The 12,784-nt window shown below is 67.6% G+C and carries 13 protein-coding genes and 1 pseudogene; 4 read left to right on the plus strand and 10 right to left on the minus strand.

The genetic code is table 11. The annotated features are described in order from the left end of the window. Positions 1-29: 29 nt before the first annotated feature. From glgX to hydA, 3 genes are all read left to right on the plus strand, one after another. On the plus strand, positions 30-2,288 hold the full coding sequence (glgX, locus tag HJG44_RS17075) for a glycogen debranching protein GlgX (protein ID WP_171219520.1): 2,259 nt from the start codon (positions 30-32) through the stop codon (positions 2,286-2,288). A 110-nt stretch (positions 2,289-2,398) separates the two neighbouring features. Beyond that, positions 2,399-2,944, plus strand: a complete 546-nt coding sequence (locus HJG44_RS17080) for a sigma-70 family RNA polymerase sigma factor (protein WP_171219521.1) — start codon at positions 2,399-2,401, stop codon at positions 2,942-2,944. Positions 2,945-3,028: 84 nt separating this feature from the next. Beyond that, positions 3,029-4,450, plus strand: a complete 1,422-nt coding sequence (gene hydA / locus HJG44_RS17085; RefSeq protein WP_171219522.1) for a dihydropyrimidinase — start codon at positions 3,029-3,031, stop codon at positions 4,448-4,450. Positions 4,451-4,568: 118 nt separating this feature from the next. Here hydA and HJG44_RS17090 read toward each other — a convergent pair whose 3' ends face one another. The 4 genes from HJG44_RS17090 to mmsB all read right to left on the minus strand — a co-directional run bounded on the left by HJG44_RS17090 (position 4,569) and on the right by mmsB (position 9,316). Continuing rightward, positions 4,569-5,804 (minus strand): allantoate amidohydrolase, encoded by a 1,236-nt coding sequence (locus HJG44_RS17090; RefSeq protein WP_171219523.1) that lies wholly within the window; start codon positions 5,802-5,804, stop codon positions 4,569-4,571. Between the two features lie 36 nt (positions 5,805-5,840). Beyond that, a complete protein-coding gene (locus HJG44_RS17095) occupies positions 5,841-7,067 on the minus strand; it encodes an ArgE/DapE family deacylase (RefSeq protein ID WP_171219524.1) in 1,227 nt (408 codons plus the stop codon). A gap of 51 nt (positions 7,068-7,118) precedes the next feature. Then, a complete protein-coding gene (locus tag HJG44_RS17100) occupies positions 7,119-8,324 on the minus strand; it encodes a peptide ABC transporter permease (RefSeq protein WP_171219525.1) in 1,206 nt (401 codons plus the stop codon). Between the two features lie 95 nt (positions 8,325-8,419). Continuing rightward, positions 8,420-9,316: a 3-hydroxyisobutyrate dehydrogenase gene (gene mmsB, locus HJG44_RS17105; protein ID WP_171219526.1), complete on the minus strand. Its 897-nt coding sequence runs from the start codon at positions 9,314-9,316 to the stop codon at positions 8,420-8,422. A 58-nt stretch (positions 9,317-9,374) separates the two neighbouring features. Here mmsB and HJG44_RS17110 point away from each other — a divergent pair, with 58 nt between their 5' ends. Beyond that, positions 9,375-9,614 (plus strand): KTSC domain-containing protein, encoded by a 240-nt coding sequence (locus HJG44_RS17110; RefSeq protein WP_171219527.1) that lies wholly within the window; start codon positions 9,375-9,377, stop codon positions 9,612-9,614. Here HJG44_RS17110 and HJG44_RS17115 read toward each other — a convergent pair. The 6 genes and pseudogenes from HJG44_RS17115 to HJG44_RS17140 all read right to left on the minus strand — a co-directional run. Further along, on the minus strand, positions 9,574-10,716 hold the full coding sequence (locus HJG44_RS17115) for an acyl-CoA dehydrogenase family protein (RefSeq protein WP_171219528.1): 1,143 nt from the start codon (positions 10,714-10,716) through the stop codon (positions 9,574-9,576). The two genes, HJG44_RS17110 and HJG44_RS17115, sit on opposite strands and share 41 nt — an antisense overlap. Continuing rightward, complete coding sequence (locus HJG44_RS17120; RefSeq protein ID WP_346767189.1) at positions 10,713-11,150, minus strand: type II toxin-antitoxin system VapC family toxin; 438 nt, start codon at positions 11,148-11,150, stop codon at positions 10,713-10,715. Before HJG44_RS17120 ends, HJG44_RS17115 begins: the two co-directional genes overlap by 4 nt. Further along, a complete protein-coding gene (locus tag HJG44_RS17125) occupies positions 11,147-11,374 on the minus strand; it encodes a FitA-like ribbon-helix-helix domain-containing protein (RefSeq protein ID WP_171219529.1) in 228 nt (75 codons plus the stop codon). Before HJG44_RS17125 ends, HJG44_RS17120 begins: the two co-directional genes overlap by 4 nt. 73 nt (positions 11,375-11,447) lie before the next feature. Next, complete coding sequence (locus HJG44_RS17130; protein ID WP_171219530.1) at positions 11,448-11,777, minus strand: hypothetical protein; 330 nt, start codon at positions 11,775-11,777, stop codon at positions 11,448-11,450. Further along, positions 11,774-12,205, minus strand: coding sequence for a Uma2 family endonuclease (locus HJG44_RS17135; RefSeq protein ID WP_171219531.1), 432 nt, complete (start codon positions 12,203-12,205; stop codon positions 11,774-11,776). Before HJG44_RS17135 ends, HJG44_RS17130 begins: the two co-directional genes overlap by 4 nt. 67 nt (positions 12,206-12,272) lie before the next feature. Further along, a pseudogene (locus tag HJG44_RS17140) lies at positions 12,273-12,784 on the minus strand (transposase); the annotation flags it as partial.

Here is a 12,784-nt window from a genome sequence, read left to right on the forward strand (position 1 = left end):
TCGACATCCCGCCGGACGCCCGATCACGCATGGCCACGAAGAAGACCGCCCCTGCCATCACCGGGGGGAGCGCCGCTCCCTCCGTGCAGACACGCTCGCGCGTCCGAGAGGGGCTTCCCAATCCGCTCGGGGCTACCTGGGATGGCTTGGGCGTCAACTTCGCGCTGTTCTCGGCGCATGCCACGAAGGTGGAGCTCTGCCTGTTCGACCTCGACGGCCAGACGGAGATCGAGCGGGTCGAGCTGCCCGAATACACCGACGAGGTCTGGCACGGTTATCTGCCGGATGCCCGGCCGGGCACGGTCTACGCCTATCGTGTGCACGGGCCCTACGATCCCGAGGCGGGGCACCGCTTCAATCCGAACAAGCTGCTTCTTGACCCCTATGCCAAGCAGCTCGTAGGGGAGCTGACCTGGGATCCGGCGGTCTTCGGCTATGTTGCCGGGAGCGAGGATCTGACCTTCGACGAGCGCGACAGCGCCGCCTTCATGCCGAAATGCCGCGTGATCGACCCGGCCTTCACCTGGGGCCGGGAGCAGCCGCCGCGCGTCTCATGGGAGCGCACCATCTTCTACGAGACGCATGTCCGCGGCTACACGATGCTGCACCCGGCAGTGCCGGACCATCTCCGCGGCACGTTCTCGGGCATGGGCAACAACGCGATCATCGACTACATCAAAAGTCTCGGCGTGACATCGGTCGAGCTGCTTCCTGTCCACGCCTATGTCGACGACGACTTCCTTCTGAAGAAGGGCCTGCGGAATTATTGGGGTTACAACACGATCGGATTCTTCGCACCGCAGCCTCGCTATATGGCGACTCCGTTCGTCAACGAGTTCAAGGAGATGGTGGCCAAGTTCCACGATGCCGGGATCGAGGTGATCCTGGACGTGGTCTATAACCATACGGCCGAGGGGAACGAGAAGGGTCCGACCCTCTCGTTCAAGGGGATCGACAACGCCTCCTACTATCGGCTCCTGCCCGACCAGAGGCGCTACTACATCAACGACACCGGCACCGGGAACACGCTGAACCTCAGCCACCCGCGCGTGCTGCAGATGGTGACCGACTCGCTCCGCTATTGGGCGCAGGAGATGCACGTCGACGGCTTCCGGTTCGATCTGGCGACGATTCTGGGCCGTGAACCCTACGGTTTCGACGAGGGCGGCGGATTCCTGGATTCATGCCGCCAGGATCCGGTTCTGTCCTCGGTCAAGCTCATCGCCGAGCCCTGGGATTGCGGCCCGGGCGGCTATCAGGTCGGCGGCTTCCCGCCGGGCTGGGCCGAGTGGAACGACCGGTATCGTGACACCGTGCGGGCGTTCTGGAGGGGCGACGACGGGCAACTCCCGGAGATGGCCTCCCGCCTCACGGGATCTGCCGACAAGTTCTGCAAGCGCGGACGCAAGCCGTGGGCGAGCGTCAACTTCGTCACCGCGCATGACGGGTTCACGCTGCGCGATCTCGTCTCCTACAACGAGAAGCACAACGAGGCGAATGGCGAGGACAACCGCGACGGGCACTCGCACAACCTGTCCAACAATTACGGCGCCGAGGGCCCGACGGACGATCCCGAGATCCGCGCGGTGCGCCTGCGCCAGATGCGCAACTTCATCGCGACGCTGTTCCTGTCCCGCGGCACGCCCATGCTGCTCGCCGGCGACGAGTTCGGCCGCACCCAGCACGGCAACAACAATGCCTATGCGCAGGACAGCGAGATCGGCTGGATCAATTGGGAGATGGACGAGGAGGGGCGCGAGCTTGCCGAGTTCACCCGCCGCATCATCGCGCTGAGGCAATCCCTGCCGATGCTGCGCCGCGGCCGCTTCCTCACGGGCCAGTTCGACGAGACGCTCGGCGTCAAGGACGTGAGCTGGCTCACCCCGGCCGGCACCGAGATGACGGACGAGCATTGGGCGGATGGCAACGGCCGCTGCCTCGGGGTGCTCCTGGACGGTCGCGCGCAGCCGACCGGCATCCGCCGGCCAGGAACGGATTCGACCCTGCTCCTGATCGTGAACGCCTATCACGACGTGGTGAACTTCAAGCTGCCCGAAGCGTCAGGAGGACGCCACTGGGTGTGCCTGGTCGACACCAACCGGCCCGATCTCGAAGATGCACCGGCTTTCGAGTTCGGCCACGATTATGCCGTCACCGGCCGGTCCCTTCTGCTGTTCATGCTCACCCCGCGCAGCACGCGCCACCGCGACGACGAGGTGCGGTCCTACCGGCACGTGATCGCGGAGTTCGACGAGGCCTGGGGCGGCAGCCTGACGGTAACGGAGTGACTCTGGAGGTCCGGTGCGGAACCGGTGGGTGTCAATCCGGCAGGAAGGCGCCTATATCTGTGTGAACTGACCGCGCGCGGGGGCGGCCCGAGCAAAGGACGCGAGGCGGAATGAACGTTGAACCGGCGATCCGCGATCAGATGCTCGCGGCGCTTCCAAGCCTGCGAGCGTTTGCGATTTCACTGTGCGGAAACGTGGACAAGGCGGACGACCTCGTTCAGGACACGATCATGCGCGCCTGGGGCGCGATCGATCGGTTCGAGCGCGGGACGAACCTGAACGCCTGGCTCTTCACGATCCTGCGGAACCTCTATTTCTCGAACCTGCGCAAGGGCAAGCGGGAGGTGGAGGACGTCGACGGCGCCTATGCGGGCCGGCTGTCGAGCCTTCCGGAGCAGGACGGCCGCGCCGACATGAACGACTTCCGGGCGGCGCTCGCCCGGCTTGCCCCCGATCAGCGCGAAGCGCTGCTGCTGGTCGGTGCGCAGGGCTTCTCCTACGAGGAGACGGCCGCGATCATGGGCTGCGCGATCGGGACGGTGAAAAGCCGCGTCAATCGCGCCCGGGTGCGGCTGTCCGAGCTCCTCGCCGTGGAGCAGATCGAGGATCTCGGCCCCGATCGGATGACCATGGCGGCGCTCCAGCCGCCGAGCTGATCCTTCCCCCTCGGGGCATCGCTCTTGCCTCGGTGGCCAGGGGGCGGCATCGATGCCGCGACACCCCGGCCAGGCGAGCCCCAGATGCCGAGCTTCGATACCATCATCCGCGGCGGCACCGTCGCGACCGCCGCCGATACCTTCGCCTGCGACATCGGCATCAGGGACGGACTCATCGCTGCGCTCGGACGGGACCTGGGCGACGCCGATCGGGTGATCGACGCGACGGGGCTGCTCGTTCTTCCGGGCGGAATCGATAGCCATGTTCACTTCGCCCAGCCCTCCGGGCCGGGCATTGTCATGGCGGACGGGTTCGAAAGCGGCACGCGCTCGGCGGCCTTCGGTGGCAATACGACCGTCCTGCCGTTCTGCGTGCAGCAGAAGGGCCAGACCCTGCGTGAGGCGCTCAAGGCCTATCACGCCGAAGCCCACGGCCAGTGCTACGTCGACGTCTCCTTCCATCTCGTCATCGCCGACCCCACCGATCAGGTGCTCGGCCAGGAACTGCCCGCGCTCGTCGAGGACGGCTACACCTCGTTCAAGGTCTTCATGACCTATGAGGGCATGGCCCTGTCGGACATGGAGATGCTGCAGGTGATGTCGGTCGCGCGCCGCACCGGCGCTCTCGTCATGATACATGCCGAGAATTTCGACGCGATCCGCTTCCTGGTCGACAAGCTCGAGCGCGAGGGCCACGTCGCCCCCCGCTACCACGCGGTCTCCCGCCCTATCCCGGTCGAGCGCGAGGCGACCCACCGGGCCATCTCGCTCGCCGAACTCGTCGACGTGCCGATCATGATCGTCCATGTCTCGAACGGGGAGGCCATGGAGGAGATACGCCGGGCGCAGGCCAAGGGCCTCAAGGTCTATGGCGAGACCTGCCCGCAATACCTAGTCCTGACCGAGAAGGACCTGGAAGGCCTCAACATGGAGGGTGCGAAATATGTCTGCTCCCCGCCGCCGCGCGACAAGGACAGTCAGGAGGCGTGCTGGCGCGGGCTCGAGACGGGCGTCTTCTCCGTCTTCTCGTCCGACCATTGCCCGTTCCGCTATGACGATCCGGCGGGAAAGCTGAACCCGAAAAGCAGGACGAGCTTCCGCTGGGTGCCGAACGGCATCCCGGGGGTCGCGGCGCGGCTGCCGATCCTCTTTTCGGAAGGCGTGTCGAAGGGCCGGATCGACCTGAACCGGTTCGTGGCTCTATCGGCCACGAACCATGCCAAGACCTATGGGCTCTACCCGAGGAAGGGCACGATCGCGATCGGGTCGGATGCCGACATCGCGATCTGGGACCCGGAGCGAAGGCGAACCCTGACCCATGACCTCTTGAAGGACGGATCGGATTATACGCCCTACGAGGGGATCGAGATCACGGGCTGGCCCGTCGTGACGATGGTGCGCGGCCGTATCGTGGTCCAGGATGGGGAACTCGTAGGCGAGAAGGGCTTCGGCGCCTATCTGGCCCGCGAGAAATCGCCCTACGCCGCTCCGCGCCGCGAATTCTGATCCCGCTGGACGGGCGATGGCCGCGCTCGCCGCGGCTTGAATCGAATGGCGGCGTGAAGATTACCTTGTGCGGCCCGGTCGAGACAGGTCGAGCGATGCCCCTGCGGGCGGCCAGACCCTAACCCGCGAGTTGCAGGACGGTCCGGAGCAGGACGTTGGCGCCCGCCGCGCAGTCCTCCTTGGTCGCGCTCTCGGCCTCGTTGTGGCTGAGCCCGTCCTTGCACGGCACGAAGATCATCGCGGTCGGGACGACGGAGGCGGTCAGCACGGCATCGTGCCCGGGCCCGGACGTCATCGTCCGGCACGAATAGCCGAGCTCGGCGGCGGAATTCTGCACCGCTGCGCAGACGGTCTCGTCGAACGCGACCGGCGCCTTGTTCCAGAAGCGGTCGATGGCGAACTCGACCCGGCGGGCCGCACCGATGGACGCGAGGGCCTGATCGATCGCCTGCGTCATGCGGCCGAGCGCCTCAGCTTCGGGATGGCGGTAGTCCAGGGTGAACCGAACCTCGCCCGGGATCGTGTTGCGGGAGGCGGGAAGCGCCTCGACGACGCCGATCGTCGCCACCCCGTCCGGGCCGTTCTCGCGTGCGATCCTCTCGGCCGCGAGGGCAAATTCGGCGAACGCCATCAGGGCGTCACGGCGCATGTCCATCGGGGTCGAGCCCGCGTGGCTCTCCCGGCCGAGCACCCGGCCGTCGGCCCAGATCGAGCCTTTCGCGGCCGTGACGACGCCGATCGACTTTCCTTCCTGCTCGAGGATCGGACCCTGCTCGATATGGAGCTCGACCATGGCACCGAACCGCCGCTGCCCAACGGGCTCGGCGCCGCGATAGCCGATGGCTTCGAGCGCATCGCCGAAGCGGATACCATCGCGGTCCTGCCTCTCCATCGCCCAGGCCTGGTCGACTTCACCGGCATAGACGCCCGAGGCGACCATGCCCGGCGCGAAGCGCGCGCCCTCCTCGTTGGTCCAGTTCACGAGCGTGATCGGCGCCTCCGTCTCGATCCCGGCGTCGTTCAGCGTCCGCATGACCTCCAGCCCCGCCAGCACGCCCAGGATGCCATCGAACTTGCCGCCGGTCGGCTGCGTGTCGAGATGAGATCCCATGGCGATCGGCTTCTTCGAGGGATCGCGCCCCGGCCGGATCGCGTACATCGTCCCCATCTGGTCGATGCCGAGTTCGAGCCCTGCGTCGCGGGCGGCCTTCGCGAACCAGTCGCGCACGCGCCGGTCCTCCTCGGTCAGCGCCAGACGGCAGATGCCGCCCTTCGGCGTTCCGCCGATCTCCGCCGTCTCCATCAGGGTTCCCCAGAGGCGGTCGGGGTCGATCGTCAGATTAGCGCGCGTCACGTGAGAAACTCCGCCATCTAGGCTTTCCATCTAGGATCAGGGCTGCAGCAGGTCGGCGACCGCATGCGCGATCACTGCCGTCGCCTTCGCCAGGCAGTCGACCGGGATGCGCTCGTCGGCCCGATGCGCATTGGCGTCGAGCAGCGTGCGCGGGCCTGCCCCGTACATCACGGTCGGGACCCCGGCCTCCGAATAGTGCCGCGCATCGGCGTAGAGCGGCACGCCGCCCGTAGGAACCGGCTCGCCCATGATCTCGGTCGCGCGCCTCGATACGATGTCGGCGAGCCGATCCGCCCCGGGGACCGGTCCGAAGGCCCGCGCCAGGAGGATCCGGCGGATCTCGACGAAGATACCCTCGTGCCCTGCAGCCGCGCCCCGGATCAGCGCCGTCAACTCGCGTTCGACCGTCTCCGGATTCTCCTCGGGCGTGACGCGCCGGTCGAGCCGGAAGCTGACTTTGTCAGGCACGACGTTGGTGTTGATGCCGCCCTCGATGAGCCCGACCACGCAACTCGGGCTCGCGATGCCCGGGACGTTCGAGCGCCGCTCCTTCAACTCGTCCGCATAGGCATAGAGGCGGCGGAGCACGTCGGTTGCGGCGCGCAGCGCGTCGCGACCGGTCTCGGGCCGCGCCGCATGGGCCGACTTGCCCCGCACCTCCACGGCGAGATGCAGGCAGCCGTTATGCGCCGTCACCACCTCGTACGAGAAGCCGGGGCAGATGGCGTAGTCTGGCCTGCTGATCCCCTCGCGGAGGAGCCAGGCGGGCCCGATCTCGCCTCCAGCCTCCTCGTCATAGGTGATGTGCAGCTCGACCGCGCCGGCGAGCGGCCGGCCGCCCTCGACGAGCGCCCTCAGGGCGAAGGCATAGGTTGCGATGTCGGATTTGGAGACCGCCACGCCGCGGCCGTACATCCAGCCGTCCCGGATCTCGCCCGCATAGGGATCGACACTCCAGCCTTCGCCAGGCGGCACCACGTCCCCATGGGCGTTGAGGGCCACGGTTGGGCCGTGCGCGAACCGATGGCGCACGACGAGGTTCGTGGCCGAGATCATCCCGTGCCGGCGCACCAGATCGGCCGGGACGGGGTAGCGTTCGACCCTGAAGCCAAACTCCTCCAGGAGCCTCGCCGTGGCCTCGGCATGCGGAGCGCAATCGCCGGGCGGGTTGTCGGAGGGAACCCGCACGAGCTTCCGGAGAAAGGAGAGCGCGGCCTCCGCGTCGCGGTCCACCAGCGCGGACAGGTCGGAAAGCTTTGTCACGGATCAGACGATAGCTGCTGGCCCCGCAGGCGTGAAGCTGGCAGGTCCGGCCTACACCCGCAGTTCCCGGAAGCGCGGTCGCCGCGTGCGGAACTGGCCGCGCTGTGACCCTACGAACGCGATCACCAGGACCACGAGGGAGGCCGGCCACCAGGCCTGGCCGCTGCCCACCCCGGCGCAGGCGAGCGAGAAGGCCGCCGTGACCGCGCCGGCAACTCCGGGGAGAAGCGGCGCGTAGCTGGCCGCCGCGCCGCGCAGCCCGGCCCAGATCGAGGCCGCCACGGCGAGTGCGCCCACCGCGCCGAGATCGTACCAGAGATGGACGAGCGCGATGTCGGGCGTGCCCGGCGGAAGCGCGCCGGTGATGCGCGCCTGGATGAAGGCGCCGAACCCATGTCCGGTGACGAGGCGCGCCGGTTCGGCGAAGACGAGCGACTTCCAGGCCGCGAGCGCGCCCGCAAAGGCACCCGGATCGGGAAGAAAGCCGGAGACGGGCGCGAGGATCAGCGGCAGGAGCGGTGCAAGGAGAACGATCCCCGGCATGATCAGGCGGGCGAGCAGGATGCCCGCCTCGGGCGCGAGCGCAACGACCACATAGGCGAGCGCGCCAGCCGCGAAGGCGGCCGAGATCGCCGGTTCCGGCCCGACGAGCGTGGCAAGCGCTACCGCGACGACGAGACAGATCGCCTCCAGGTCCCGGTTGCGCGAGCGCAGCCACGCGATGGACGGCCATCCTAGGAGCGCCAGCACCGAGAGCCCTCGCATCACGCTTCGGCCCTCACCTTCCGCTTCGGTCAGGCTCGGGAACATGAAAGCCGTCACGATCACGGCGATCGCGGCCACCGCGACGCCGACCGGGATGAGGTAGAGGTTCGCGGCCCGCATCCGGTCCGGCAAGGACAGATAGGCGGCGGCCCCCAGTCCCAGGCTGCCGTAGAGCCCCAACAGGCGCTCGGCGGCAGCGGCCGGAGCCGGAGTCCAGAGCAGGGACAGCGCCGCCCAGGAGAGTCCGAACAGAGCCGCAAGCACGCCAGCGGAACCGGACAGCCTTTCGGCGCTGTCGCGTAATGGCCGGAATGCCCAATCCAGCACGCTCGCCATCACGAGAAGGGCGACCCCGATCGGCAGGAACAGCACGACACCGCGGCGCGAGAACAGCGCTACGACGGGCAGGATCACCATGAGGACCGCGAAGCCGAGCCGCCGAAGCAGTGCGGCAGCATCTTTCGCCGGATCGATGGAGGGCGCGCGCGCCATGGCCTTTCGCGAGCCGCTGGCTCATGTACCCTGGGACGAGGAACCCTAGTCAGCGCCTCCGGTCCTGGCTGTAGGAGCCGTGCAACACCCAGGCCTTACCCTTTGGCCGCTCCGCTTCCTCCGCGCAGGAAGTTGATGACGGCCGAATAATCGTCTCCGCCGTGGCCCGCGGCCTGAAACAGGCCGTAGATCTGCGCCGCCTCCGCCCCGAGCGGCGTCAAGGCGCCGGAGGCGAGCGCCGCCTGCTGCGATAGCCTGAGATCCTTCAGCATCAGGTCCGTCGCGAAGCCCGGCCTATAGTCGTAATTCGCCGCGCTCGTCGGCACGGGCCCCGGCACCGGGCAGTGGGTGGTGAGCGCCCAGCACGAGCCGGACGAAGTGGAGGCCACGTCGAAGAGCGCCTGGTGCGAGAGGCCCAGCTTCTCGGCCAGGACGAAAGCCTCCGAGATGCCGATCATGGTGATGCCCAGGATCATGTTGTTGCAGATCTTGGCGGCCTGGCCGGCTCCCGCATCGCCGCAATGCACGACGCGTCGTCCCATCTGCGCGAGAACCGGCTGACCGACCGCGAAGGCCTGCTCGCTGCCGCCCACCATGAAGGTGAGGGTCGCGGCCTTCGCGCCCACGGTTCCCCCGGAGACGGGCGCATCCAGGGACAGAAGCCCACGCTCGGCAGCGATGGCGTGCGCGCGGCGGGCGCTTTCGACGTCGATGGTCGAGCAATCGGCGATCAGCGCTCCGGACCGGACAGCCGGCGCGATCTCGGACCAGACGGAGATCACGTGCTTGCCCGCGGGCAGCATGGTGACGACGATCTCGGCATTGCTGACCGCCTCGGCGGCGGATGCGGCGATCGCGACGCCCTCTGCCCTGGCGGTGTCGCAGGATGCGGCGACGAGGTCGAACCCGGTGACCTCGTGGCCGGCCTTGACCAGGTTGGCGGCCATCGGCCCGCCCATGTTGCCGAGGCCGATGAAGGCGATCTTGCTCATCCGAACTCCTCCCGATGCTTTGCGTTCACAAGCCAGAGCCGGGGAAGCCAGGCAAGCCATGAAGCCGGTCGAATCCTCCGCAATCGACGCGGTCGACTACGATCCGAAGCGGCGCAAGCTCGTCGTGACCTTCGCCGGCGGGGCGACCTATGCCTATGCGGGGGTGCCCGCCGCCAAATGGAAGGCGCTGCTTGCGGCGGACTCGAAGGGCCGGTTCGTCAATCGCGAGATCAAGCCGCACTTTCCAGCGACCCGCCTCAGCGCCCGATCAGGCTCCTCGCCACGATCAGCCGCATGATCTCGTTGGTGCCTTCCAGGATCTGATGCACCCGCAGGTCGCGGACGATCTTCTCGACCCCGTATTCGGAGAGATAGCCGTACCCGCCGTGCAGCTGCAGCGCCTGGTTCGCGACCTCGAACCCGACATCCGTGGCGAAGCGCTTCGCCATGGCGCAGAGCCGGGTCGCGTTCGGGTCCTTCCGGTCGTAGGCGGCCGCGGCGGAGTAGAGGAAGGTGCGCGCCGCCTCGAGCTCCGTCGCCATGTCGGCGACGCGGAACTGCAGGGCCTGGAACTCGTCCAGCCGTTTCCCGAACGCCTTGCGCTCGCGCATGTAGGCGAGCGCCTTGGCGAGGGCGGCCTGGGCGCCGCCGAGCGAGCAGGCGCCGATGTTCAGCCGGCCGCCATCGAGCCCGGCCATCGCGATCTTGAAGCCGATCCCCTCCTCGCCAAGGCGGTTCGCCACCGGGACGCGGCAATCCTCGAACACCACCTGTCGCGTCGGCTGGGCGTTCCAGCCCATTTTGCGCTCGTTCGCACCGAGCGAGATGCCGGGCGTATTCCCGTCCACGATCAGCGTCGAGATGCCCGAGGGCCCCTCCACGCCCGTGCGCACCATGACGACGTAGAGATCCCCCGCACCGGCGCCCGAGATGAACTGCTTGGAGCCGTTGAGGACGTAGTGGGCGCCGTCCCGCCGAGCCGTCGTACGGAGCGCCGCCGCATCCGAGCCCGAGCCGGGCTCGGTGAGGGCGTAGCTTGCCAGGAGCTCCATCGTGCAGAGCCGCGGCAGCCAGGTCCGGCGCTGCTCCTCCGAGCCATAGGCGTCGATCATCCAGGACGCCATGTTGTGGATGGAGATGAAGGCGGAGGTCGTCGGGCAGCCGGTGGCCAAGGCCTCGAAGATGAGCGCCGCGTCGAGCCGGGTCAGTCCCGAGCCGCCGACATCCTCCCGCACATAGACGCCGCCCATGCCGAGCGCCGCCGCCTCCCGCATGACCTCGACCGGGAAGTGCTTCTCCTCGTCCCACCTGAGCGCAAACGGAGCGATCTTCTCCGCCGCGAAGTCGCGCGCCATGTCGCGGATTGCGACCTGGTCCTCGGGCAGGGCGAAGAGGGTCATGGCCTTGATGCTTCCCAGCGATCGAGTTGCCGGACCAGTCGACCATCGCCCAACCCGTCCAACTTCTGAACGAGCCGTTGGTCAGCCGTCACCATAACGGCATCGTACCGGCGCGCCGTCTCAAGATAGATCAGGTCGTAGATTGGGTGATCGAGCGCCGCGGCCCTCATGAAGGCGGCGGTCAGCACATCCTGCTCGTCGACGAGCCGGTCCAGGTAGGAGGCGAGCACAGCCATGCGCCCGAGCGCCTGCTCAGCCGCCATCACCCTGTCGCGCACCTTTCGGCGAAGGGCGTTTGCCACTTCCAACTGGATCAGCCTGGGTGCGATCAGGTGCGCTCCGCTTTCCGCTAGTTCTCTCGCCCTGTCGGAATGCTCTTCACGAACGAACCACTTCACCGCGACACTGGCATCCACCACCAGCGACAGCCTCACTCAAGTCCCTCGCGGATCTCGTCCACAGTCAGCGAGGGCTGAACGTCACTGAATTCAGCGTGGAAGGAACGGGTGAGGGCGCCTCGCTCGGCAGGCGTGAGCGGCCGATTGGCGTCCAGCACGTTCCGAAGTTCCTGCTCAAGGGAGATACCCTTGAGCTTCGCCTTCTGGCGATAGCTCTCGACCGTGCCTTCGTCGAGATTACGAATGAGGACCTGAGCCATGACGCAAAGCCCATGCTATCAGAACAGATAGCAAGCGGGACGCGTCGCGTCGAGCACGGCTTCGGCCCCCAGGTCACCTAAGCGCATCCACCTCGCATTTGGCATAGGCGGCAGCAGCCGTGACATAGGCGTTCAGCTTGGCGACATAGGCTTCGGCGGCGCTTTTGAAGGCCGGCACCTGCGCATTGTACGCCGTCACCTCGTCGTTGAACTTGTATGCTTCCCAGCCGAGGCAGCCAGGCGTGCCGGGCTGCTTGTCGACGCAGGGTCCCTTGACGGGCGCAGGCAGCTTGGCCGGGCGGGCGGCCGGGTCGGGAGGGGCCGGGGCGGTGCAGGCTGCGACGGCAGGGATTGCCGTGCAGCAGGCTGCCGCGAGCGCGAGGAGGGCAATTCGTACTCTCATGGCCCCTCTGCACCGGGCGGCGGCAGGAGATCCGCCACCGGGATCCGCAGGCCCGGCGGATCGAGGATGAGCTCGCCTGCCGAAAGGTCCTCCGATACGACCGCTCCGCCCTCGCCTCGTCGCCGGTGTGACACGATGCGGTCGTCCGGATCCACGACGAGATAGTGGGCGACGCTCTCGACCCGGAAGTAGTTGCGGGCCTTGCGACCCAGATCGCGATAGGCCGTCGAGGGCGACAGGATTTCCACGATCACGACCGGCCGGTCGACGAAGCGGGCATCGCCCGGCAGACGAGGGCCGCACTGGATGATGACGTCGGGCTGGTAGGAGGTGGCGCGATCGATCCAGATCCCGGGTCCCTCGACGAAGACTTCGCAGGGTAGACCGGCCCTGGCGAAGCGCGGCATGTCGCCGACCAAGGTCCTCATCGGTCAGATCAGCGTCGTTTTCGGCAGGGACTGTCAGGATTTTCGTGTGCGAACGGCGCGTTGAACATCAGGCCGCCATGGCCCTTGTGAAGCGCTGGCCGAAGAGCACGGCAAACTGCGCCTTGGCCATGCACCATTCACGGGGCGGCATCTTCCAGTCCTTCTCGGCTCGATTCAAGACCAGGAAGAGCAGCTTCATGGCTGCGTCGTCGGTTGGGAAGTGGCCCTGGCCCGGACGGCGCGGCGCAGCTTGGCGTTCAGGGGCTCGATTGCGTTTGTGGTGTAGAGGATGCGGCGCACGTCGCGTGGAAGGCATAGAACGGCGCGACCTCGTTCCAGGCGCGCCGCCAGCTCTGCCCAATAGCCGGGTAGCGCCGACCCCAGAGGCCCTCCTCGAATGCTGCGAGCGCGGCCCGGCCGGCTTCGGCGTCGAGCGCCCGGTAGATGCCCTTCAGGGCGGAGCCAGAACTTGGCGCCTTCGCTCTGTTCGAGCCAGAGGCCCAGGATCTCCTTGGCCCCGTCGGCCCGGACGCCGAGCGCGATGTGGACCGCCTTGTTGCGGACGATGCCCTCGTCCCG

It is taken from the genome of Enterovirga aerilata (genome assembly GCF_013044135.1).
Classification (GTDB): Bacteria; Pseudomonadota; Alphaproteobacteria; order Rhizobiales; family Beijerinckiaceae; genus Enterovirga; species Enterovirga aerilata.

Coding starts and splice junctions, on each gene's coding strand:
- glgX (WP_171219520.1), top strand. CDS start 30: ATGGCCACGAAGAAGACCGCCCCTGCCATCACCGGGGGGAGCGCCGCT.
- HJG44_RS17080 (WP_171219521.1), top strand. CDS start 2,399: ATGAACGTTGAACCGGCGATCCGCGATCAGATGCTCGCGGCGCTTCCA.
- hydA (WP_171219522.1), top strand. CDS start 3,029: ATGCCGAGCTTCGATACCATCATCCGCGGCGGCACCGTCGCGACCGCC.
- HJG44_RS17100 (WP_171219525.1), bottom strand. CDS start 8,324: ATGGCGCGCGCGCCCTCCATCGATCCGGCGAAAGATGCTGCCGCACTG.
- mmsB (WP_171219526.1), bottom strand. CDS start 9,316: ATGAGCAAGATCGCCTTCATCGGCCTCGGCAACATGGGCGGGCCGATG.
- HJG44_RS17110 (WP_171219527.1), top strand. CDS start 9,375: ATGAAGCCGGTCGAATCCTCCGCAATCGACGCGGTCGACTACGATCCG.
- HJG44_RS17115 (WP_171219528.1), bottom strand. CDS start 10,716: ATGACCCTCTTCGCCCTGCCCGAGGACCAGGTCGCAATCCGCGACATG.
- HJG44_RS17125 (WP_171219529.1), bottom strand. CDS start 11,374: ATGGCTCAGGTCCTCATTCGTAATCTCGACGAAGGCACGGTCGAGAGC.
- HJG44_RS17130 (WP_171219530.1), bottom strand. CDS start 11,777: ATGAGAGTACGAATTGCCCTCCTCGCGCTCGCGGCAGCCTGCTGCACG.
- HJG44_RS17135 (WP_171219531.1), bottom strand. CDS start 12,205: ATGAGGACCTTGGTCGGCGACATGCCGCGCTTCGCCAGGGCCGGTCTA.